This window comes from Guptibacillus hwajinpoensis, assembly GCF_020171785.1.
GTDB lineage: Bacteria > Bacillota > Bacilli > Bacillales > Guptibacillaceae > Guptibacillus > Guptibacillus sedimenti.
In genome coordinates this window covers 609,727-630,975 of the sequence record NZ_JAIVAE010000002.1, presented here as the reverse complement: position 1 = coordinate 630,975, position 21,249 = coordinate 609,727, and the positions used below count along the sequence as shown (strand labels likewise).

The 21,249-nt window shown below is 40.0% G+C and carries 23 protein-coding genes; 3 read left to right on the top strand and 20 right to left on the bottom strand.

Features of this window, described 5'->3' with window-relative positions:
- Nucleotides 1–17: 17 nt before the first annotated feature.
- The 5 genes from LCL91_RS03715 to LCL91_RS03695 form a co-directional block, all read right to left on the bottom strand.
- Nucleotides 18–920, bottom strand: coding sequence for a rhodanese-related sulfurtransferase (locus LCL91_RS03715; protein ID WP_224880032.1), 903 nt, complete (start codon nucleotides 918–920; stop codon nucleotides 18–20).
- A 100-nt stretch (nucleotides 921–1,020) separates the two neighbouring features.
- Nucleotides 1,021–1,416 carry a kinase-associated lipoprotein B gene (locus LCL91_RS03710; RefSeq protein ID WP_224880030.1) on the bottom strand — a complete coding sequence of 132 codons (396 nt, stop codon included), beginning with the start codon at nucleotides 1,414–1,416 and terminating at the stop codon, nucleotides 1,021–1,023.
- Between the two features lie 74 nt (nucleotides 1,417–1,490).
- Nucleotides 1,491–2,099, bottom strand: coding sequence for a cell wall hydrolase (locus tag LCL91_RS03705; RefSeq protein ID WP_224880029.1), 609 nt, complete (start codon nucleotides 2,097–2,099; stop codon nucleotides 1,491–1,493).
- Between the two features lie 145 nt (nucleotides 2,100–2,244).
- Nucleotides 2,245–3,390: an acyl-CoA dehydrogenase family protein gene (locus LCL91_RS03700; protein ID WP_224880026.1), complete on the bottom strand. Its 1,146-nt coding sequence runs from the start codon at nucleotides 3,388–3,390 to the stop codon at nucleotides 2,245–2,247.
- A gap of 26 nt (nucleotides 3,391–3,416) precedes the next feature.
- The gene (locus tag LCL91_RS03695) at nucleotides 3,417–3,671 is read right to left on the bottom strand and encodes a glutaredoxin domain-containing protein (protein ID WP_224880024.1); all 255 of its coding nucleotides are present in this window, start codon (nucleotides 3,669–3,671) and stop codon (nucleotides 3,417–3,419) included.
- A gap of 212 nt (nucleotides 3,672–3,883) precedes the next feature.
- Here LCL91_RS03695 and LCL91_RS03690 point away from each other — a divergent pair, with 212 nt between their 5' ends.
- Nucleotides 3,884–4,954 carry a toxic anion resistance protein gene (locus LCL91_RS03690; RefSeq protein WP_224880022.1) on the top strand — a complete coding sequence of 357 codons (1,071 nt, stop codon included), beginning with the start codon at nucleotides 3,884–3,886 and terminating at the stop codon, nucleotides 4,952–4,954.
- A gap of 17 nt (nucleotides 4,955–4,971) precedes the next feature.
- Nucleotides 4,972–5,832 (top strand): hypothetical protein, encoded by an 861-nt coding sequence (locus LCL91_RS03685; RefSeq protein WP_224880019.1) that lies wholly within the window; start codon nucleotides 4,972–4,974, stop codon nucleotides 5,830–5,832.
- Nucleotides 5,833–5,867: 35 nt separating this feature from the next.
- Here LCL91_RS03685 and LCL91_RS03680 read toward each other — a convergent pair whose 3' ends face one another.
- The 14 genes from LCL91_RS03680 to LCL91_RS03615 form a co-directional block, all read right to left on the bottom strand.
- The gene (locus LCL91_RS03680; RefSeq protein WP_224880017.1) at nucleotides 5,868–6,836 is read right to left on the bottom strand and encodes a rhodanese-related sulfurtransferase; all 969 of its coding nucleotides are present in this window, start codon (nucleotides 6,834–6,836) and stop codon (nucleotides 5,868–5,870) included.
- A 179-nt stretch (nucleotides 6,837–7,015) separates the two neighbouring features.
- A complete protein-coding gene (locus LCL91_RS03675; protein WP_224880014.1) occupies nucleotides 7,016–7,456 on the bottom strand; it encodes an OsmC family protein in 441 nt (146 codons plus the stop codon).
- Nucleotides 7,457–7,514: 58 nt separating this feature from the next.
- The gene (locus LCL91_RS03670) at nucleotides 7,515–7,943 is read right to left on the bottom strand and encodes a BrxA/BrxB family bacilliredoxin (protein ID WP_165995577.1); all 429 of its coding nucleotides are present in this window, start codon (nucleotides 7,941–7,943) and stop codon (nucleotides 7,515–7,517) included.
- 20 nt (nucleotides 7,944–7,963) lie between these two features.
- Nucleotides 7,964–9,085, bottom strand: coding sequence for a conserved virulence factor C family protein (locus LCL91_RS03665; RefSeq protein ID WP_224880012.1), 1,122 nt, complete (start codon nucleotides 9,083–9,085; stop codon nucleotides 7,964–7,966).
- A 62-nt stretch (nucleotides 9,086–9,147) separates the two neighbouring features.
- On the bottom strand, nucleotides 9,148–9,741 hold the full coding sequence (locus LCL91_RS03660) for a lytic transglycosylase domain-containing protein (RefSeq protein ID WP_224880010.1): 594 nt from the start codon (nucleotides 9,739–9,741) through the stop codon (nucleotides 9,148–9,150).
- A gap of 15 nt (nucleotides 9,742–9,756) precedes the next feature.
- Entirely contained in the window at nucleotides 9,757–10,860 is a 1,104-nt protein-coding gene (gene ytvI, locus LCL91_RS03655) for a sporulation integral membrane protein YtvI (protein ID WP_224880008.1), read from the bottom strand.
- A 162-nt stretch (nucleotides 10,861–11,022) separates the two neighbouring features.
- The gene (locus LCL91_RS03650; RefSeq protein WP_224880006.1) at nucleotides 11,023–12,057 is read right to left on the bottom strand and encodes an EAL domain-containing protein; all 1,035 of its coding nucleotides are present in this window, start codon (nucleotides 12,055–12,057) and stop codon (nucleotides 11,023–11,025) included.
- 91 nt (nucleotides 12,058–12,148) lie between these two features.
- Complete coding sequence (gene glgA / locus LCL91_RS03645) at nucleotides 12,149–13,579, bottom strand: glycogen synthase GlgA (protein WP_224880005.1); 1,431 nt, start codon at nucleotides 13,577–13,579, stop codon at nucleotides 12,149–12,151.
- A 15-nt stretch (nucleotides 13,580–13,594) separates the two neighbouring features.
- Nucleotides 13,595–14,701, bottom strand: coding sequence for a glucose-1-phosphate adenylyltransferase subunit GlgD (glgD, locus tag LCL91_RS03640; RefSeq protein ID WP_224880003.1), 1,107 nt, complete (start codon nucleotides 14,699–14,701; stop codon nucleotides 13,595–13,597).
- Nucleotides 14,702–14,718: 17 nt separating this feature from the next.
- A complete protein-coding gene (locus LCL91_RS03635) occupies nucleotides 14,719–15,858 on the bottom strand; it encodes a glucose-1-phosphate adenylyltransferase (RefSeq protein ID WP_224880001.1) in 1,140 nt (379 codons plus the stop codon).
- Nucleotides 15,851–17,758 carry a 1,4-alpha-glucan branching protein GlgB gene (glgB, locus tag LCL91_RS03630; protein ID WP_224879999.1) on the bottom strand — a complete coding sequence of 636 codons (1,908 nt, stop codon included), beginning with the start codon at nucleotides 17,756–17,758 and terminating at the stop codon, nucleotides 15,851–15,853. Before glgB ends, LCL91_RS03635 begins: the two co-directional genes overlap by 8 nt.
- A gap of 216 nt (nucleotides 17,759–17,974) precedes the next feature.
- Nucleotides 17,975–18,985 carry a glycoside hydrolase family 15 protein gene (locus tag LCL91_RS03625; RefSeq protein ID WP_224879997.1) on the bottom strand — a complete coding sequence of 337 codons (1,011 nt, stop codon included), beginning with the start codon at nucleotides 18,983–18,985 and terminating at the stop codon, nucleotides 17,975–17,977.
- Nucleotides 18,986–19,082: 97 nt separating this feature from the next.
- Nucleotides 19,083–19,340 (bottom strand): YhdB family protein, encoded by a 258-nt coding sequence (locus LCL91_RS03620; protein WP_098443551.1) that lies wholly within the window; start codon nucleotides 19,338–19,340, stop codon nucleotides 19,083–19,085.
- Nucleotides 19,341–19,417: 77 nt separating this feature from the next.
- The gene (locus LCL91_RS03615) at nucleotides 19,418–20,278 is read right to left on the bottom strand and encodes a CvfB family protein (protein WP_224879995.1); all 861 of its coding nucleotides are present in this window, start codon (nucleotides 20,276–20,278) and stop codon (nucleotides 19,418–19,420) included.
- Nucleotides 20,279–20,409: 131 nt separating this feature from the next.
- Here LCL91_RS03615 and LCL91_RS03610 point away from each other — a divergent pair, with 131 nt between their 5' ends.
- Entirely contained in the window at nucleotides 20,410–20,679 is a 270-nt protein-coding gene (locus LCL91_RS03610) for a DUF2524 family protein (protein ID WP_224879993.1), read from the top strand.
- 37 nt (nucleotides 20,680–20,716) lie between these two features.
- On the opposite strand, the gene LCL91_RS03605 is transcribed toward LCL91_RS03610, so the two are convergent.
- The gene (locus tag LCL91_RS03605) at nucleotides 20,717–21,235 is read right to left on the bottom strand and encodes an acyl-CoA thioesterase (protein WP_224879991.1); all 519 of its coding nucleotides are present in this window, start codon (nucleotides 21,233–21,235) and stop codon (nucleotides 20,717–20,719) included.
- Between the last annotated feature and the right edge of the window lie 14 nt (nucleotides 21,236–21,249).

The window sequence follows — 21,249 nt, the reverse complement described above, 5'->3', positions numbered from 1 at the left end:
CAGCGGTATCCGCTGCGTTACATTTGCGCCATGTGAACTTCTTCTTCACAAGCTGATGAACAATAGTGCTGATGTTCTTCTTTGCAAGAATCACAAACGATATGAAGCTTGTCACACGTAACATTGGCACAATTAATATACGTATCTGCCGGTTCCTCGCAATGATAGCATTTCCCTATCACCCTATCTTCATCAGTACGGTTCACAGGTACAGCAAGGCGATCATCAAAAACAAAGCATTTACCGTCGAAATATTTGCCTTGTACTTCTGGGTCTTTACCGTACGTGACAATCCCACCATGAAGCTGAGAAACATCAGAGAACCCTTTCTTTAATAAATATCCTGAAAATTTCTCACAGCGAATTCCGCCCGTGCAATACGTTAATACTTTTTTGTCCTTTTGGTCGGCAAGATTCTGCTCGATCCAGTTTGGAAGATCACGAAATGCTTTAATGTCAGGACGAATGGCATTACGGAAATGACCAATATCATACTCATAATCATTTCTAGCGTCAATAACAATCACATCATCGTCTTCTAGTGCTTCCATAAACTCCTTCGGCTCAAGGTAGTTACCGGTGATTTCTTTCGGATTAACATCTTCCTCAAGTCTTAATGAAACAATCTCTTCACGTGGTCGAACGTGCATCTTTTTAAACGTATGACCATCTGCTTCGTCAATTTTAAACACCATATCGTGGAAGCGTTCGTCAGCTTTTAGTTCTTCCATATACCGCTCAGTATCCTGAACGGTTCCTGATACAGTTCCGTTAATTCCTTCTGTACCGACAAGCACTCTTCCTTTTAAATTCAAAGATTGACAGAACTTAAGATGCTTTCGAGCAAAATAAGCTGGATCTTCAATTTCTACATACTGATAATATAACAGCACTTGATATGCTGAAGCTTCTGATTGCAAATCAAAAACCACCCTTTACGTCTTCTTCACTTAGTACTTCTTATTGCAAGCCTAAATCAATACTATATCTTACCCGATTTAAATAGTGATGTAAAGAAGACTATCTTGTCGGAAAATACTCTTCTTTAAGTTTTTCAATTTCAATGAGAGAGGCCTCTGCCCATCTTCCGCCTTCATGCTTTAACTCAGCTTCTTGTGTACCAAGGGCTTCTTGCAACGATTCGTTGTAATTCGGAACGTCCCCTTCATAGTGGTTAATAGCTGATAACGGCACAAGCGCCTTCTCATATTGAGCCAGCGCTTTACGTTGATGGAAAAGCGGAACATCTAGCTGTTTTGGATTATGAAGATCGCCCTGTGTTGGGTGTTTCATCACCGCAAGCACTTTAACAACCGCTTTTGGATCCTTAAGGTCTATAACCTCTCCAATATACCTACCTGTCTTATATCCTGCTGTGACTATTTCACCTGGTTGAAACGTTTTTTTCTGTGTCATTTTCGCTTCACTCCTTCATCAAACTGTGGGTACAAGTCGATGATATCATAAAATCCTCCTTCGTCAGGAGGATTTTATCTTGTGAAAACATGTTTGCCAATTTCTTTAATAATATGCCTTGTCCGAATCCAATCGTCCGTTGCAATCTCAGGGTTATAATAAAACAAAGCGCCTGAACTTGGATCTTGACCACTAAGTGCTGCATAGACTGCTTTGTAGGACTCAGGTCCTGGACGCTGATCATATTGACCATCTGAGACGGCCGTGTATGCGCCACTTTCAAAGATTACTTCTTTTAGGCTATTTGGAAATTTTGAAGAAAGAACACGATTAATGGTTACAGAAGCTACTGCTACTTTTCCTTCAAACGTTTCGCCTCTCGCTTCCCCATTAACTAATTTGGCTAGCATTTCGATTTCTTCTATTGAATAGTTGGTAACGGAAAATTGATCCTTCGTTACTTTCTTAACATCATTCATATTTTTAACAGGAAGGTTAAGCAATAGTGCCACATCCTGCTTCGTTTCCGGTTCAGGCATTTCACTAGGAGCAATTGCGGGTTGCTCTTCTTCAATCATCGGAGGTGCCTTCATCATAGTAACCGCCCCTACTTGATGAGACTGAGCAGAAAACATCGTAAAAAAGAGACTTGTCATTAAAATCGTCAGAACAGACTTTTTCATACACCCCATCCTTTCAGTAGCTTTTAACACGACATAAAGGATAGAGGAAGAACAGCAGACTTACAATAGGGAGTCATAGGGATGAGATCCACATATAAGAACAAAAAGAAACTCCTTCCAATTATAGAAGGAGTAAACACTCATCTTAAAATTGCTTCATCGCAAGAACTTGTAGCGTTAATTCATCACTAGGAGGATTATGAAGTCCCGCTCGAACATCTCTGTATAAGCGTTCCAACTGATTCTTTTTCATTAAGCTCCGCCCCCCAACAATGCGCATGGAAAGGTCAACAGCTTCCATTGCAGCTTTCACTGCCTGGGTTTTCGCAGCAAAAAGCTGTCCCTGCATGTTCATTCGCTCTTCTGGATACTGATCCCACTGCTCTGCGACCGAATAAAGAAAGTGACGAGCACTTAAGAGCGCAAGGGAAATGCGCCCAAACTTATCTTGGATATGGGGAACATCTTTTAATGGAATATCTAAACTGTTCGGTTGATAAGAACTAACAAATTTCACCGCTTCTTCTCGTGCAGATTCAGCAATCCCAAGATATACAGCGGGGATATGAAGTAACCAGGCAGGAGGAAGGGATGCCGTTTTGCGTTCCTTATCATAAATTTCAAGGAGAGCTTCAGACGGAACGAAGACGTCTTTTAAGACAAGATCATCACTTCTCGTTCCTCTCATCCCCAAAACTTCCCACGTTTGTTCAAGGGACACACCTTCTTGATTCATTGATACTAAAAAGTCAGCCGGCACACCATTTAACGTCGATTTCACAATCACTGAGTCAAGATGTGGACTTAACGTTGTGAATGTTTTTCGGCCAGTAAGCTGATAGCCCCCCTCTACTTCTGTAGCGATCGTTGCAGGCAGTCCTCCTCTCGTTGGATCACCAGTCTCCTCTTCTGTTTGAGCTCTATTCACAAGCGCTCCATTTAAAACATTTTTGCATAGGCCTTTATAAGTGTGAAAGTTCCACGGGCGACGGTCCTGCAGGTCTTTTAGAATACCAAAGTGCCAACCAATTGATAGAGCACCAGCTCCTTCGCCTTTTCCAAGTTCCTCTTGAATTAGGACTAATTCGTAAAGGGAAAGTCCTTTCCCACCAAATTCCTCTGGAATGGGCAGTGAAGTAAAACCTGAATCCTTCATACTTGCTATAATGGCGTCAGGAATGCGCGCTTCTTTGTCAATTTGCTCAGCGCTCTCTTTAAGCTCAGCGCGATGCTTACTAGCTAGATCCAGGAGCTCTTTCTGACGATCATTGCGAACAAATTTCTCAATCATTTCATCCACCCTCTTTCAACAAGTTATCAATCCTTCATTTTAGAAGCCGAAAGATCAAGAAGTTCATCAATCCGTTCTTGTTCAAATCCAATAATCACTTCACCATCAATGACAATCGTTGGCGTGGACATTGATCCGTGCTCGTTGATGAGCTCATTCCGCGCTGCCTGGTTTTCTTTTATATTTAACAGTTCATATGTGACACCATGCATTTGAAAATAATTTTTCACAAACTCGCACGGTGGACATGCCGGTTGGGTGTAGAGCTTTACATTTTTCATCTTTCATCACGTCCTAACGTTAAAATAAATCCGTTTAAAACATATCACCCCTCTCATCATCTTTCAACTATTTTACATGCGATACGTTTGTACTTATTTCGCAAAGGGAAAGGTTTTGCTGAAGGTGTTTTGAAACTTTTCGCGAAATCTATTCGTATAGAATGGTAGGAAGTAAATCCAAACGATTTCATTCTATTGAAGGAGTGTCATATATGAGTAATCAGCCTGAAAAAGTTAACTCTCAACGTGAAAAAGCTGAGGAAATTATTCAAAGCTTTTATCATGAAGATGATACAGATAAAATACTTCAATCCTTATCTGGGCTAGGTGAAGATGCCCAGCGTGATGCCGGTGAGTCATTAGAAGCATTAAAGCGACCAGTTAAAGGAATGATTGATCAACCGAATAACGATTTACCTGATAATCTACACAAACTTAGAGAACACGTTTCAGAACTCGAGCCCTCTTACTTAAAGAAAAATAAATTTAACAAACTGCTAAATCGGGTCATGGGTCGTAATGAAGTGGAGCAATATGCGAAGAAATATAAAACGGTAGAATCTCAAGTTGAAGTTATTGTTGAGTCTCTTTTAACCGGTAAAGATAAACTACAAGAAGATAATGTGATGTTAAAAGAACTTAAAGATGTGGCTAGAGATCGAATTTTCGGCTTAGAAGAGCAAATGGAGCTAGGTCAGACGCTCATGACAATGCTTGATGAGGAAGCGGCTAAGACCGAATGGAAAGACAATCCCCTACCGATCCAAAAGGCGCAACAAAAAGTCGTTAGTCGAGTAAAGAATATGTCACAGGCTGTCATGGTTCTTCGTCAGTCTATGGCCTCCGTCGATTTGATCATGGAAAATAATGAGAAGTTAGAGGAAGCAATCTTCAATGCCGTTACGATGACGAAGAACATCATCACGGTTACAGCTTCGATCCAGTTAGCACTCGGCAACCAACAGAAGGTCATTTCCGCTGTTCAAAATGTTAACGAAGCAACAGAGTCAATGCTACTTCGAAATGCTGAAATGCTAAAGCAAAATACGGAGGAAACGGTTAAAACACTTGAAAAACCGGCCATTGCGATTGAATCCTTCCGAAAAGCCTATCAGGATGTATTTGAAGCCATTGAGATTACAGAAAAATCAAATGTCCGTATTATTGATAGCGGTAAGAAGTTCATACTAGAAATGGATCAGTTAAACAAAGAAATGAAAACCAAATTGGATAGCACAACGTCGAGACAAAAGCAGCTATCTGATGCAGCTGATCGACTTTAATGACAGGAGGGAATCCCATGGGGCTTTTCGATTCTTCTGAACCCCAGTGGCTTGAAAAGCTGTTACCACCGCAATTCAAGACGGTGGAAGCATCACTACTTCAGGATGCGAGTACAACTAACTTCCTTTCATACGCGGAGCAGTTGTTAGATGAATTTATTGATAAACTCGACCCTTTAGAAAATAAGCCACAAAAATGGAAACGTACAGAACGAGGATTTACTGTTTATTTAAAAATACGACGAAACCTTATTTTATTTTCTGGATATGATAGCCAAAAAGACCGTTCGTCTACGCCAAAAAAGTTCTACATTCAATGGGAACGACAAATGATTGCAAAACGAGATTCAGGTAAATGCAAGCAGGGTACCATTTTAATTAATGATCGAGGAAAAATTATTAAACGAAGTATTAAACGTTCTCCTTTTTTTAAAGGGATTTTTCAGCGCATGAAATTATTGGATCACGCCTTAATAGGTAGAAATGCAACGCAAGAACAAGGAGCAATTGATCCGGTTTTAAAAGAACAGCTAAATCATTTAGAGCAAGTGGCTACACACGCTTATATTAGTGGCGTTATTCATTCTAGAGCGACAAGGCTCATTCACCTTTTCCGGCAAATCTTACCTGAACTTGAGCCGCTTGACCTTGAGGAGCGCCATGTTGTAAAGCGAATGCTTTCAACTGAGCTACCAAACATACTGACAGGCTTTACTGCCCTATCTGCAGAAAATCGAGAGTTGCGGCACCGTGACCTATTTCAAGCTCTTTGCCAAATGGAGTTAACGCTTCATCAATACCTCGAAAAAATAGAAGACCATCGTCTTTCAAAAGTGGATCATCTTCTTAAAGTAAATAAAATCCGATATGACAAATAAAAAGCTAGCTGTCTGCAGACAGCTAGCTTTTTTGATTAAACCTCTTGTTCAATATGCTCTTGCATTAATTTTTGTAGGCGTTCATTGACCTCTTCTTGCGTTAAGCCGTGCTCAGCTACGTAACGATTACGAGGTGAAGTTCTACACTCATGGGAACATCCACGCAAGTATTTATGTTCGTTCTCCTCTGATGTAATAATTTGCTTATTACATTCAGGGCTTGCACAATTAACATAGCGTTCACACGGTTCACCTGTGAAGTAATCTCTCCCTACAACAACATGATCTTTTTGGTTAATCGGAACTGTAATACGGCCATCAAACACATAGCACTGGCCATCCCAAAGCTCTCCTTTGGTTTCTTCATCCTGACCATATGTGACGATACCACCATCAAGCTGATTTACGTCCTCAAATCCTTGATTCACCATCCAGCCTGTGAATTTCTCACAGCGAATTCCACCTGTACAGTATGTCAGAATTTTCTTGTCTTTTTGATCAGCAAGATTTTCCTCCACCCACTCAGGGAGATCGCGGAAGTTCTTAATGTCTGGACGAATGGCACCGCGGAAATGACCGACATCATACTCATAATCATTGCGAGTATCAAGAATAATAACGTCATCTTGCTGCATTGCTTCACGCCATTCAGCAGGCTTTAAGTGTTTTCCACCAACCTGATTTGGATCATGATTTTTATCGAGACGAAGTGTTACTAGTTCTGGTCTTAAACGAACGTGCATCTTTTTAAATGGATGCTCAGTAGCTTCATCAATTTTAAAGAATAAATCAGCGAACCGCTCATCGGCATGCATCATATCCATATATTGCTGTGTTTCTTCAGGTGTTCCAGAAAGCGTTCCATTAATGCCTTCTTCTGCAATAAGAATTCTTCCTTTTAAGTTATGCTCTTTACAAAATGCAAGGTGTTCCTCCACATATTCTTCTGGTTGATCAATTTGTACATATTTATAAAACAATAATACACGATAGTCTTTATTCATGCTTCTATCTCCTTTATTTCACTGTTTCCATTTTGCCCGTCACAGTTCCGTTCCAAAACCTTATTATAATGATTTTCGCAAGAAATGCAAAGGGTCAGATTCATAATAGGATCTAAACGGTTAAGACAGGCAAGTTTTGTCAGCTTATCAAAACAAATGAACGATTTCAGTGAAAAACATCACACTTTTGATATAGATGGTTCTACGATAACATCAACATTTCCTTTAATCGCTCTTGTAATCATACAGCCTTCCTCTGCTCGATGGGCAATCTCATGAATTCGTGCAATCATTGCCTCATTAGGATCATTTGACAGGTAGATGACTGGATAATGATGAATAGATGCAACGTGAAGCCTTCCTTTATCACTTACTGTCAATTTAGATGAAATTTTAATATCTTCAAATGGAATTTCATTTCTTTCTAGATACAATCCGATTGTCATAAAATAACAAGCAGCAGACGAGCTTAAAAGCAATTCATCCGGGTTCGTTCCTTTTTCACTTCCTCCCATTGACGATGGGATTGAGACGTCTGTCGTAAGGTTTTCCGTTTTAACAATCCCTTCACCAGAGAGGCCACCCTTCCAGCTTCCTTGCAGTTCAAATACGTGATCCATTTTATCGACCTCCTATTAACTCGAGCAAAACTCCACTCATATGAGTGGAGTTTTGTCATTAACAATATTGTTCAAAAGCTCCTGTCAAGTTTGCTACGATTTCTTCCACATCGTGATCTTCAATTTCTTCTCTTGGAATAAAGTGAAGTACCTGACCATCTTTTAAAAGGGCGATGGAAGGTGATGATGGTTCATATCCTTCTAGATATTCACGCATTTTTCCAGTTGCTTCACGATCCTGTCCTGCAAAAACGGTTACAAGATGTTCTGGTTTCTTTTCATACTCAATCGCTTCACGAGCGGCAGGGCGAGCGAGACCAGCTGCACAACCACATACGGAGTTGATAAAAACAAGTGAGGTTCCCTTTTTCTCCGTAATAAAGCTTGCTACTTCATCCGGTGTTGTAAGCTCTTCAAAACCAGCTGAAGTTAATTCATCACGCATTGGCTGCGCCATCTGACGCATATATTCTTCGTATGGATTCATATCCTATACCTCCTGTGAATTTAATTTGATTTTCTTGCTTGCGTCATCTGATGCCAGACAGAACCTTTTGCTTCTTCTCCGCCTTTTATCCTCTCTAACGCCATACTAGCCTGCATCTTTACTTCAAACTCCGGATCATTTGCCGCTTGTTCAAGTGCCGGAATTGCCGTTTCATCTCCCACTTCATATAAGAACATTGCCGCCCTCCATCGAACAAGCTTGTTACGATCTTGTAGCGATTCAATCATTTCGGGAATGGCTTCAACAAAACCTAGATCAGACAAACAATCTCCAGCTGTTCGCCTTACTGTAACAGACTTATCTTTCAATGCTTGATAAAGAAGCGGAAGCACTTCCTTCGATTCGATCATACCGAGGAAAACGACTGATAAGCGTCGTACAGAAGCTTTTTCATCCTGCAATGCCTTTTCTAGCACTGGTAGATCAGTAAGCTCTGGATCCATACGGTCAAGTGCAGCGTATCTGACCTTCCAGTCAGCATCATCAAGCATCGCAAGGGTGACCACTTTTTTCTCTTGCTTAATGGATTCACTTTGATCTGAAAATGCAGCTTTTACAAGTGCTTCAAGACGCTCTTCACTGTAAGTCGCCGCAATTTCTTCCGTAACCTCTTGTCCGATTTCTTCAGGTGAACCGTACCTTGGATTTTGTTCCTTCCACTGTCGCTCCATCACCATATTTTCTGAAGCTGATGAGGCTTTCATTGCTGCTTGCATAAAGCGCTCAGGTAATCCAAAGCGCTGTTCAGATTCCCCTTCTTCTAGCTTCACTTGCATCGGGATGCCACGAAACATTTGGATTGATACTTTTATTTCACCGAAATCTTCAGAAGCCTGTTCTGATGCTTTGTATTCCTCAACAACTTCACCGAACGCCTCTCTTGCACCTGGGAGAATATCTTCCCAGGCGTATTTCGCATTTCGTTCTAGTGCAATAAAATCCATCACATGATAAAGGCCCTTAACGCCTGGAACGGCCATTAATTTCTGAATATACACTGGAGCATTTGTGAGATCAGTCTCAAGTTTATACTGCCTCGTGTCTCCAGCTGGTAACGCTTCACTTAAATTAATTTTCATCGAATTTGGACTTGGAGTCGGTTCGATTGAAACAATCTTCACGCAATCGCCCCCTTCTAATCGTGATTTTATCATATGTGAAAGCACTGTACCATTACATTGAATCAAGGATCTAATTTCACAACTGTCGCGTTTTCTTTATATTCATTATAGAATGATAGCACTTCTTCGACGTACTCATCGCTTTGGTTGTAAGCAAACAGCGCACTTTCCAGTCTTCCCTCACTAGCTCCATTCGCTGAAAGGTAGCTTGCTGCTGTATAAGCAGCATCTTTAAGATTATAAGGATCCGCTTTTCCATCACCGTTTCCATCTTTTCCATATCCACCGTGTTTTTGAATAAGCTCTAAATCCGTAATATCCACTAAATCACCCTTATCAAGTTCACCAAGACGGCTGCCGCCATAACTCCAACCAATCCAGGTTAAAGGCATAAATTGATAATGGCCAATTGCCCCTTTTGGACTTTCTAATGTCGACATCGTGGAGAATTTTGTTTCAACACGATGGACAGCTGCGAGAAGCTCCCATTGCACATCATATTCATCTCCTGCTTCACGGTAGAGATCAATATACTCCTCTGGTACTTCGGATTTTTTTAATGGCTGAGAAAAAGAATCCGGTGACTGCTTTAAAATTAAGCCAATCACAACACTAATGATAATCGTTACGATAATTAAACTTCCCGTTCGTTTCACATTCGTTCTTCCTTCCTACCGTCTATCCTGTGGATTTGAAAATTCCTCACTAGGAAGATGAATCCACTTACTTAAATACCCATGATCATAAAGAGCTTTGATCAATATGAGTAAAATCGGTGAAATAATAACTCCTGAAATCCCAAATAATGAGAGTGAAATAATCATAAAGGATAAAATTGTAAAGGCTGACACACCAAGAGAATCCCCCGTGATTTTCGGCTCCATAATCTGTCTTACAAGCATGACAACCCCAAGCAAAATTAAAAGCGATACTGCAAGAGATGTTTGGCCTACTGCAAAGAGATAAATAGCCCACGGTATAAAAATGGCCGAAACACCGAGAAGCGGTAATAAATCAAAAAACGCTGATAATAGAGCAAGAGTAAACGCATTATCTACTCGCAAGATCCATAATCCACAGAGAACGAGAACAAACGTAATGGTTATGAGCTTTAACTGTGCCTTTAAGTACGCTCCAATACCGCTTAATACATTCTCCTTTAAGAAGTAGTACGCGATCTTAAACGTATTCGGCGTGCGTTTTACTGCAATTCGTTTCCACATTTCAATTTCGATACTTAAAAAATAAGCAAGTACGATTCCGACAATAAAATTAATGACCAGTGTGGGGATTGACGTTACGAAGGCAAACACACTATTTAAGAATGCAGTAAGCATAAAGGAAGCCTTTTCGACAAGAGTTAATGAAAAGTCCTGAGCCTTTTCAAGTACGTCAGGTGGAAGAGCATTTATCTGAAGCTGTCCCCATTCAATATAATTCATAATCTGATCTTGAAACTTCGCAACATATCCTGGAATTAAGCCGATTAGATTTTGTAACTGAAGAACAAAGATAGCTCCAGCTAGAAAGACAACACTTAAAACAACCAGAACAAACAAAAGCGTGGAAATGGTCGTTGCGGCTGTCTTCCCAATTCCTTTTCGATGTAGAAACCGTGCGAAAGGTTCAATGATTAAAAAGATAACATACCCTACGATTATGGGTGCTGCAATATCAAATAAAAAACTAGATACTAACATGATTAGAAATACGGTTAATACGATAAGTGCAATATCAAAAGCTGTACGTGCATAGCGTTGATAAAACGTTAACATTCCGTCACCTCAATTTTATAATCTGTCGTAAGCATATCGGTTTTCAGTCTAAATTTCCATAAGAAAAAGAAGGGAGCCCCCTTCTTTTTCTTAATAGTATGAGAAGTTATGAAACTCTTGACCATAAGCGTCACTCACTCGAATTTAGTCATGTCTCTCCACTTATACTTGTAGAGCTGTAACAGGTTCCTTTGCAGGACGTCCAAAATAATAGCCCTGACCAAGCGGGATTCCTATTTCCCTACAAAAATCAACTTCTTCTTTTCGTTCAATCCCCTCAGCGAGCAATGTAATGCCTTGCTCTTTTGATAACGAGACCATTTCAATTAAATACTTCTGTTTAACAGGGTCCTGGTCACTGTGGGAAATCAAACTTCGATCAATCTTTGCATAATCCGGTTTTAATTCTAATAATATTTCTCTTGTTGCAAAACCCGCCCCAACATCGTCGAGTGCCATCTTCATTCCCTCTTGTTGATAGGTTTTAAAAATCTTCTTCAAATGAGCAATTTCATTAATTTTTTCCGTTTCTACTACTTCAAACACAAGGTCATTCGGATCAATTTTGAAAGCATTCACAGCTTGAAACGTCGTTCGAAGACAGTGAGCAGGATCATAAATGGAAGATGGTAAGAAGTTAATAAATCGCTTCATCCCATTTTCTAGATGAGAGGCGCTTACTTTAAGTGAAGCAATTCTAGCGGCACTATCAAGAAATGACTGTAAACCAGATTGTCTTGCCATTTCAAATAATTCGTTCGGATAAAAAAGAAAGTCTTCACTCGTCGGCCGCATTAAAAATTCATATCCTGTAATACTCTGATCAGCAAGCGTGATAATTGGCTGCATATGACTTGTAAAAAGGGAGTGTTTCATTATTTCTATGTAATCAGGGTGCTGGACTCTTGAATAAAATTGCGAGAATGAGAGTGGTTGACTTTTCGCCCTTTCATTCTCTGAGTATGTTGAGCAATAAAACATGTCAACTGCTGCCTGATTAAAATTCGAAGCGATCAATCGGCAAACATCCGCTAAAGCTTCTTGACCAACAAAAGGAATGACTAGCGGATGATCTAGCTGCTTTCGGCCCATGAGGTCATGTAAACTTTGATTAAGCTGAGGAACGGTAGTGAAAATTTCTATATAACCAGCAGAATGAATGGTTGGTATCGTTTGGCACTTTGTACATGATATCATCAGTCGTTTTCTCCTATCTTAAATTTGTAGCATTTTTAACGAAAAAAGCAGAGAGTTTCCCCTCTGCTTTTCTTATCGGTAAAAATTGAAATTACTTTAATAGGTTTTGGTACAAATTTAAGTATTTCACTGATGAAGCTTCCCACGAATAGTTAAGACGCATCGCTCTTACAACGAGTTTTTTCCACGTGATGTCATCATGATGATAGAGATCCAGAGCAAGACGGATTGTATCTAACATTTCGTGCGCATTATAGTTCGCAAAACTAAATCCATGCCCCTCCCCTGTAAACTTGTTATAAGGTTGGACAGTATCTTTTAAGCCACCAGTTTCTCGTACAATGGGAAGACTACCATATCGTAACGCGATCAGCTGACTAATGCCACATGGCTCAAATTGGGAAGGCATTAAGAACAAATCAGATGCAGCATATAGCTGGCGCGCAAAACCATCATCAAAATAAATGTTTGCTGAAAATCTACCAGGATAGCGTGCTTGTGCTTCTCGAAGCATATGCTCGTAATGCTCATCACCTGTTCCAAGTACAACTACCTGGACTTTTTGCTCCATTATTTCTGGCAAGACTCTGAAGAACAGATCAATTCCCTTTTGTTCGACAAGTCGAGTAATGAGGGCAATAACTGGAATGCCTTCTCCTATTTGTAGACCGAGATTCTTTTGAAGATCGGTTTTGTTTTTTTCTTTTAGTAAGTGTGAGGCGTGATACGTATAAGCAAGAGCCGAATCACTGGCTGGATCATAAAGGTCCGTATCAATTCCGTTAATAATTCCAGTAAATTCATTTTCTCTTTTTCTCATAACGCCATCCAAGTATTCACCGAAATACGGCTGCTTAATTTCATCGGCATACGATGGACTTACGGTTGTAATGTAATCTGCATAAAGTAGTCCGCCTTTCATGAAGCTTACATTACCATGAAACTCTACTCCTTCATTATTAAAATGAAGTTCACTTAAATCTAGCAAATCATGCAATATGGACTTCGGAAAAATTCCCTGATAACGCAAATTGTGAATGGTATAAACGACCTTAATTCCCTCATAGTAAGGGTGGTTTCTATAATGGGCTTTCTTTAGTACAGGAATCATCCCAGTTTGCCAATCGTGGCAATGGAGAATGTCTGGCTGATCTTCAAGATAGGGGATCGCTTCTAAGACGGCTTTACAAAAAAATGAAAAGCGCTCACCGTCATCAAAGTATCCATAGCTACCACTTCGCTTAAAATAATACTCATTGTCGACGAAATAATAGGTGATGCCGTCATACTTAAGCATTTCAATGCCACAATATTTATCACGCCAGCCAACTGAAACGGTAATCGTCTCTTTTAATTCAAGCTGACTTTTAAACGTCTCATTCATATCTTGATATTTAGGTAAGATAACAGAAACGTTCGCTCCCTGTTTTTGAAGTGCTTTTGGAAGAGCACCGATCACATCACCAAGACCACCCGTTTTAATAAATGGATGACCTTCAGATGCGGCAAATAGTACGTTCATTACAAGTTCCCCCTACTAAATGACAGTCGATTTTGCGATAACGCGTGGTTGGTCTTCTGAAATGACCTTCTCGTTTGGTGATACGGAAACGTCTTTATCCAGAATCACATTCTCAATCACTGCACCCTCACCAATTTCACACTTTTGCATAATGATACTGTTTTTAATAACTGCACCTTTTCCAACTCTAATTCCTCTAAACAAAATGCTATTTTCTACCGTCCCTGAAATCGTACACCCGTTTGCAATCAAAGAGTTCGACACGCTGGAGCTTTCTAAATACTTCGCAGGAGATTCGTGCTTAACTTTCGTATAAATAGGACCCGTGTTATAAAATAATTCCTGCGTCACATTTGGATCAAGCATTTCCATACTATACCGATAGTAGCTCTCAACACTATCGATGAAGGTAACGTATCCACCAAAATGATGGGCGTGTACATGGTAACGATCTAAATTTGCAGCAATTGCTTCATTAATGCTCTCATGTTTCCCGCTCTCAATGCTATCTTCAACAAGAGAAATAAGGAGAGATGATTTCATCAAGAAGGTGTTCAGGAATACGTTATCTCCAGGCAATGGTTCAACACCTAAATTTAACCGATCTACCCGTTCATCATCATTCGTATATAACACGTTATAATGACTGCCACTCGTATAAGGGTCGTCGCAAGGTTTGTATACAACCGTTATATCAGCATTCTCCGCCTCATGTTCGTCAATGATTTGATCGAAATCTACATTCCAGACAAGCTGCCCGTTCGTTACAAGAACATAATGAGAAAGGCTTCTCTTAAAAAAGGAAAGGTTCTCATAAAATGAGTGGATGTCACCAGAATTTTTGCGTTCTTCATCTGCAGGGGGCTGGAAGAAAAGCCCTCCCTGATGACGATCGAGATCCCATTCTCGGCCGGAACCTAAATGGTCAAATAAGGAACGGTATTTTTCACGAGTAAAAACGGCTACCGTGTTAACACCTGCATTTGTTAAGTTTGATAAAGAGAAATCGATCAATCGATACCGCCCTGCAAATGGAACAGAGGCAAAGCTCCGATGATTGGTTAACTCACTTAATGTGTTTTTTTCATCTACGAGGTTAATAACTCCTACTACTTTTTTCATCGTTTAATCCCCCTACTCTATTTTGGTACCGAGACGATTTCGCCATCAGCGATTAAAGAAATGGAACCATCACTTGATCCTAATGACATACCATCTTCTACTACAGTGCCACTTTCTACAATCGCGTTTTCGATCGTTACATTTGCTCCAATTTTTACATTTGGCATAATGATTGAATTTCGAATCGTACTTCCAAGTCCAACGTGCACGCCGTAGAAAAGAACCGATCGATAAACGTCTCCATAGACAACACACCCTTCATTTACTAGTGAACGTGTCACTTTCGCTTGAGGAGCGATATATTGTGGTGGTTGATTTGGATTCACCGAATAGATTTTCCAGGCAGGATCATTAAGAATCAAGGCTGGGTCATCATCGAGAAGATCCATGTTTGCTTCCCACAAGCTTTGTAACGTTCCAACATCCTTCCAGTATCCATTAAATGAGTAGGCAAATACGTTCTTTTCGTCTTCAATCATGGCCGGAATGATATCTTTACCGAAGTCATTGGAAGATCCAGGATTTTGCTCATCTTCTGTTAGATACTTTTCAAGCGTTTTCCAATTAAAAATATAAATGCCCATCGATGCTAAATTTGTTTTCGGTTCATCTGGTTTCTCTTGAAACTCAACAATCCGATCTTCGTCATCCGTATTCATAATACCGAAGCGACTTGCTTCATTCCATGGCACTTCAAGAACCGCAATTGTTGCATCCGCATCACGTTGCTCATGATAATCAAGCATCTCAGAGTAATCCATTTTATAAATGTGGTCCCCTGAAATAACAAGAACATATTCTGGGTCGTATTGCTTGATGTAGTACATGTTCTGGTAAATCGCATTCGCTGTGCCACGGTACCACTCGCCGCCCTTTTGGCCCATATAAGGGGGAAGGACGGAAACGCCTCCATTTTTCCGGTCCAGATCCCATGAACTTCCAATTCCGATATATGAATTGAGTATGTACGGCTGATATTGGGTGAGAACGCCAACCGTATCAATACCAGAATTGCTACAATTACTAAGTGTGAAATCAATAATGCGATATTTACCTCCGAACGGAACGGCAGGCTTCGCAAGACGAGTCGTTAATTTTCCTAATCTTGTCCCCTGACCTCCTGCGAGTAGCATGGCGACACAACGTTTTTTAGACATAGCGATTTCTCCTTTCAAGGTTGCTTTTATTTTTTTTGCCGAGAACAACAATTCCAAGCGGTGGTACTTTAAGCATCAGGCTATAAGGTTGATTGTGATAGGGCGTTTTTTCGCTTTGCAATTCGTCTGCGTTTAACTGACCTGACCCACCGTACTTTTCTTGATCGCTATTAAACATTTCAATATACGTTCCAGTAGATGGAACGCCAATCCGATAATCATAGTACACATTAGGAGAAAAATTAATAATCGCGATATCGCAATCTCCTTTTGCTTTGCCTTTTCTCATAAAGGTGAGGACAGACTGGGTGTTATCGTTCGCATCAATCCATTCAAATCCTTCAGACTCATGATCAATGCGCCACATTGCCCTTGAATCAAGATAAAAATGATTAAGCTCTTTTACATAAGCGTTCATTTTCCTATGCATATCATAATCAAAAAGCAACCAGTCAAGCTCCGATAAATCTTTCCATTCAACGAATTGACCAAATTCTCCTCCCATAAAGAGGAGTTTTTTTCCGGGATGAGCCATCATGTACCCATAAAGCGTTCGAAGATTGGCAAATTTTTGCCAATAATCACCTGGCATCTTATTTAGTAATGACTTTTTCCCATGTACCACTTCATCATGCGAAAGCGGCAACAAATAGTTTTCTGAAAAAGCGTAGAAAAAAGAGAACGTTAACAAGTTATGATGGTGTTTACGATCATCCATGTGGAGCTCCATGTACTTTAGAACATCATTCATCCATCCCATGTTCCATTTATAATTGAAACCGAGGCCACCTTCATGAATAGGTGCGCTTACTAACGGATAATCCGTCGACTCTTCTGCCATCATTAAAGCATTTGGAAATTGTTCAAAGATTGTTCGATTTAATTTCTGAATAAATTCCTTGGCTGCAGAATTCTCTCCTTCCACGCCACCGCTTTCATGATCATGGTGATAAAGAAGCATCTGTGAAACTGCATCGACCCTTAACCCATCAATATGGTAATAGTCAAACCAGAAGACAGCATTCGAGATAAGAAAACTGACCACTTCAGGTTTACTATAATCGAAATTATACGTTCCCCAATTATGTCGTTCCGCTCGAGCCGGATCAGACGGTTCAAATACCGGTCCGCCGTCAAATTGACCGAGGCCGTGAGCGTCCTTACAAAAATGAGCAGGCACCCAATCAAGAATCACGCCAATATCTTCCTGATGACATTTATCGATAAACGCTTTTAAATCATCAGGCTCACCAAACCGACTTGTGACTGAAAAGTACCCTGTAATTTGATACCCCCATGAGCGATCAAATGGATGCTCCATTACCGGCATTAGTTCAATGTGCGTATACCCATGTTCCTTCACATAAGGAATCAATTCATGCATCAGATCCTTATAGGAATAATAGGAACCATCTTCTTTCCTTCGCCAGGAACCAGGATGAACTTCATAAATGGATAGCGGCCCATCATATGGGGCAGTTTTCTTTCGTTTCGCCATCCACTTCGCATCATGCCAGTCAAAATGATCAACTTTTTTTACGATGGAAGCCGTCTTCGGTTTCAGTTCCGAATAGAAAGCATAAGGATCAGACTTCATAAGCGTCTCCCCTGCAGTTGTTTCGACAGCATATTTGTAGAGCTCATTTTCTGATAAATGTTCTACAAATAACGACCATAGTCCTGACTCTTCCACTTTTTCCATACGATGCGACGTGGTATCCCATTGATTAAAATTCCCTGTTACAGCTACTGCTACAGCATGAGGAGCCCAGACTGTAAACCTGACTCCAAACCGTCCATCTTCTTCCCTTAAATGGGCGCCCATTGAACGATAAGCCTGAAATAAATTTCCCTGATGAAATAGATACCGATCATACTCTGTCGGCATAGATACAGTCATTGTGACACCTCGCTCTCATTGATAAATAGAGGGATTCCACGATACTTATCCTCTACATCCTAAAGATTCGACACGTACCTTTAGGTTTCCTCTTAAAAAATTTATTGTCGAAAAATACATGTATTTTTCGACAAATAAGGGAATATTTTTTCATGAATTGCAATAAAAAAAGGTTGCGCATCGCAGCGCAACCTTTCACATTTATAAATAAAAACCTTAAGATACATTCTCTTGCATTTCATTCATCCGTAATTGAAGTTGATAAGCCATGGAAATAGACCAAGCTAACGGTGTGTTTTTATTTGGAATATTCGTACCACCAATATAAAGTTCAGGAATCTTTCCACTTTCAGGTGTTATACTCATCGTCTTCGACCAGTATTCACTCATTTTATCAAGTTCTCCTAGCTGCTCATAGCAAAGGCCTAACCACGGGAATCCAAAACACCATTCTGCTTCGCTACCTTCGTTATAATACACATCATTTTCATACCTTATAATGCCTCTTTCTCGCTCAAGCCGCTCTGTGACCCGGTCCACAATTTGGATCGCTTGTTCTCTTGATACAACATTTAAAGGATAAATTAATGATAAAAGAGCTAAATCCGTTTCTTTCGTTTCACTTTCACAAGGTAAAAGTTTATCTAAAGCTTTTTCACCTTCCTCAATCATATATGACGGGACGTTAACGAGAGTTTTAACGGCTTTTAGTCCCGCTACACAGGCTCCAATGCTTGACGCATGTAATTCTACATTTTCTTCCCACATGCCATTATCAGGGCTTTTCCAGTATTCGAGACACTCTAGATACTCTACAAGTTTTTGAACGATACGCTGGTCTACTTTGTCTCTTAACATCGGCTTACCATTTTGAATTCCTTGACCGATTCCGAATAACATAATCCCAACTGCATCATTTTGCGCATGGCCCCATTCGACGGGAATTTCTTCTAAATTTCTTGTATAACGTGCATGAATGTATTCATGTAAATAATGCGGCTTTTGTTCCGTATGAATATCAAGCTTCCACTCATATTTTCTAAGGAGTGTAAGTAAAGCATGGTACGCTTTTTCATATCGTGAACATTTCGAATTTAAATATGGCATAACCGCATAGCATACATCTCTGATCCATACGTAGTCGTAATCATCCGATGTACTTGCAACATAAGCTCCGTTGGGTAGTCGCATACTTTCAAGTACACTGTGCAGCTGCTGTTGATTCATATTTCTCACCTGCTCCTTATTTTTTACTACAATTATACCCTTTTCGACAATTTTAAACCTTTTTAACAATAAAAAAACCGACCCCATATGCTTGAGGTCAGTCTAAAGTCTGATTTATAGCGGCCATTTCACTAAGGTCAGGTTCCATCCGATATACGTAATCAATGTAGGAAAGTAGCGTATCCCGTGCTTCCTTTACCTTCATAAATTCAGTTTCACGTATAAAGGCATAAACAAATTGTTCAATTCGCTTCGAAAGGATGTCATCTTCTGTTTTCATCATCAAAACGCTAAGATCAATGCATGCACAATGATGCGTGTAATATAGAGCTTTGTCATAGTCAGTAATATCCAATGACTTGCCCCCTTTCTAGGAGCTTAGGTATAGTATTAGCCCGTAAGCTCCAGTTACACGAAGAAAAAGATGACATATTAGGATTTTAAAATGGTGACTCCCTCTTGTTGTTCAACCTTCTTTTCTTTGATCAATTTCCCCATTGCACGCTTAAAAGCAGCTTTACTTATGTTAAATTCATTCTTAATCGCTTCTGGATCACTTTTATCAGTAAAAGGCATTTGATTGCCGTGCTTCTCCATATAGGCAACAAGGCGATCTGAGTCCTCAAGTCTTGCTTCTTTTACAAGAGGTCTTGTTGATACGTTCACACGACCGTCTTCCCTTACAAATGTAATTCTCATTGTAAGACGCTGACCTAGTCTTACTTGTTCTTTCATCTCATCTTTATGCAAATAAGCAAGATACCCTTCACTTGTTAGAATTGAAACGCCATCATCAAGGAAGCGGAAAACTAATCCTTCAACTTCAGCATTTTTACTATCTGCTGGTGCTGCAACCGAAAGTTCCTGGATTTCTTCAAATTTACTCAAATCAGCAAAAAGACGCTGCTTTTTATCAAGCTTTAGTCCACAATAGAGCTCATCACCAATAGCAGGCCAGGTAGCCCAGTCATAAGGTAAGTCATCTTTTGATAAAAGCATGTCTTTTTGAATGCCAATATCCACAAATACACCGAGGCTTCGCTTCACTTCTACAACCTTTAGAATCGAAAAGGAATCCATTGTTACGAGCGGAACTGTTTCAGTGGCTGAAAGTCTTCCTTGATGATCGTGATATAGAAATACCTCTACTTCATCATCTTCTTCGTAGTGGTTTTTAGCTTCTTTTTTATGAAGCATGACATCTTCATATCCATTTGTTAAAAAATAACCGTATTCTTGCATACGTGCGACACGTAACGTCGTCATTTCTCCTGCATGTAATTCACTTGCCAACTTGATTCACGCCTTTCTTGTTTCTCATCTTAGTATATCACTTTCACTTCTGTTATTTTCCCCTTTGTTCTCATAAAAGTATCTTTCCTGTCAATACTAATCATGTATCCATACAAAAGGAGAGGTTCTTCATGTCCACATACCGTAAAGTAGAAGAAATGTTAAAAAACGCTCATGAGCTAACTGAATATGCTGATGAGCAGCTCCAACTAGCTACAAAGCAGCAATCAGCGGTCAACGATACGGGTTATACAGAAACGCAACAATTGCTTGAACGTATGTCTATTGAACTTGATAAAATGATTCACAGTGCAAATCCTGAACAGCGAGACGCGCTTCACAGAGCGCAACAGCAAATTCAGGATCGACAGAATAACTTCATTCTTGGATTTGAAACGTGAGATCTGCTATCAGCAGATCTTTTTTTGTGGGAGAAGGTTAAGAAAAAACGCCAAATTCACTTGCTAACGTCTGTGAATGTTTCCTTCTAGCCTTTCTCGCTTTCATACGTTCAAAACCACCATCGTGCACGAACTTCTCTTCTTCCGTTTCAGGAATGGCTTCTGGCACCCTTGCCGGAACGCTTTCTTCATCTAGCGCCACAAACGTTAAAAAGGACGTAGCACATACTTTCTTTTTACTCGAAATCACATTTTCCGCAAAGATTTTCACAAACACTTCCATTGATGTATTATGCGTCCAGCTTACATAGGCTTCTAAGCTAACGACTTCTCCTTCACGAATCGGGCTTAGAAAATCAATGGAGTCCGCTGATGCAGTGACAACAGCGGATCTAGCGTGTTTTGACGCTGAAATCGCCGCAATGTCATCTATGTAAGACATTAGTTTACCACCAAATAGTGTTCCGTGTGTATTCGTGTCTGAGGGTAATACAAAGCTTGATTTTGTCGTTCTAGAATCACGTATTAATTTCTTTGATAAAGCAGTATTCGTCATTTTTTAGCCACACT

Bases quoted from the DNA above. Each gene is read 5' to 3' on its own strand.
- LCL91_RS03680 (WP_224880017.1), bottom strand. From the start codon at position 6,836: ATGAATAAAGACTATCGTGTATTATTGTTTTATAAATATGTACAAATT.
- LCL91_RS03650 (WP_224880006.1), bottom strand. From the start codon at position 12,057: ATGATATCATGTACAAAGTGCCAAACGATACCAACCATTCATTCTGCT.
- LCL91_RS03610 (WP_224879993.1), top strand. From the start codon at position 20,410: ATGTCCACATACCGTAAAGTAGAAGAAATGTTAAAAAACGCTCATGAG.
- LCL91_RS03685 (WP_224880019.1), top strand. From the start codon at position 4,972: ATGGGGCTTTTCGATTCTTCTGAACCCCAGTGGCTTGAAAAGCTGTTA.
- LCL91_RS03625 (WP_224879997.1), bottom strand. From the start codon at position 18,985: ATGAATCAACAGCAGCTGCACAGTGTACTTGAAAGTATGCGACTACCC.
- ytvI (WP_224880008.1), bottom strand. From the start codon at position 10,860: ATGTTAACGTTTTATCAACGCTATGCACGTACAGCTTTTGATATTGCA.
- LCL91_RS03710 (WP_224880030.1), bottom strand. From the start codon at position 1,416: ATGACACAGAAAAAAACGTTTCAACCAGGTGAAATAGTCACAGCAGGA.
- LCL91_RS03675 (WP_224880014.1), bottom strand. From the start codon at position 7,456: ATGGATCACGTATTTGAACTGCAAGGAAGCTGGAAGGGTGGCCTCTCT.
- LCL91_RS03670 (WP_165995577.1), bottom strand. From the start codon at position 7,943: ATGAATCCATACGAAGAATATATGCGTCAGATGGCGCAGCCAATGCGT.
- LCL91_RS03700 (WP_224880026.1), bottom strand. From the start codon at position 3,390: ATGATTGAGAAATTTGTTCGCAATGATCGTCAGAAAGAGCTCCTGGAT.
- glgD (WP_224880003.1), bottom strand. From the start codon at position 14,701: ATGAAAAAAGTAGTAGGAGTTATTAACCTCGTAGATGAAAAAAACACA.
- glgB (WP_224879999.1), bottom strand. From the start codon at position 17,758: ATGACTGTATCTATGCCGACAGAGTATGATCGGTATCTATTTCATCAG.
- LCL91_RS03695 (WP_224880024.1), bottom strand. From the start codon at position 3,671: ATGAAAAATGTAAAGCTCTACACCCAACCGGCATGTCCACCGTGCGAG.
- LCL91_RS03690 (WP_224880022.1), top strand. From the start codon at position 3,884: ATGAGTAATCAGCCTGAAAAAGTTAACTCTCAACGTGAAAAAGCTGAG.
- glgA (WP_224880005.1), bottom strand. From the start codon at position 13,579: ATGAACGTACTATTTGCCGCATCTGAAGGTCATCCATTTATTAAAACG.
- LCL91_RS03635 (WP_224880001.1), bottom strand. From the start codon at position 15,858: ATGTCTAAAAAACGTTGTGTCGCCATGCTACTCGCAGGAGGTCAGGGG.
- LCL91_RS03605 (WP_224879991.1), bottom strand. From the start codon at position 21,235: ATGACGAATACTGCTTTATCAAAGAAATTAATACGTGATTCTAGAACG.
- LCL91_RS03705 (WP_224880029.1), bottom strand. From the start codon at position 2,099: ATGAAAAAGTCTGTTCTGACGATTTTAATGACAAGTCTCTTTTTTACG.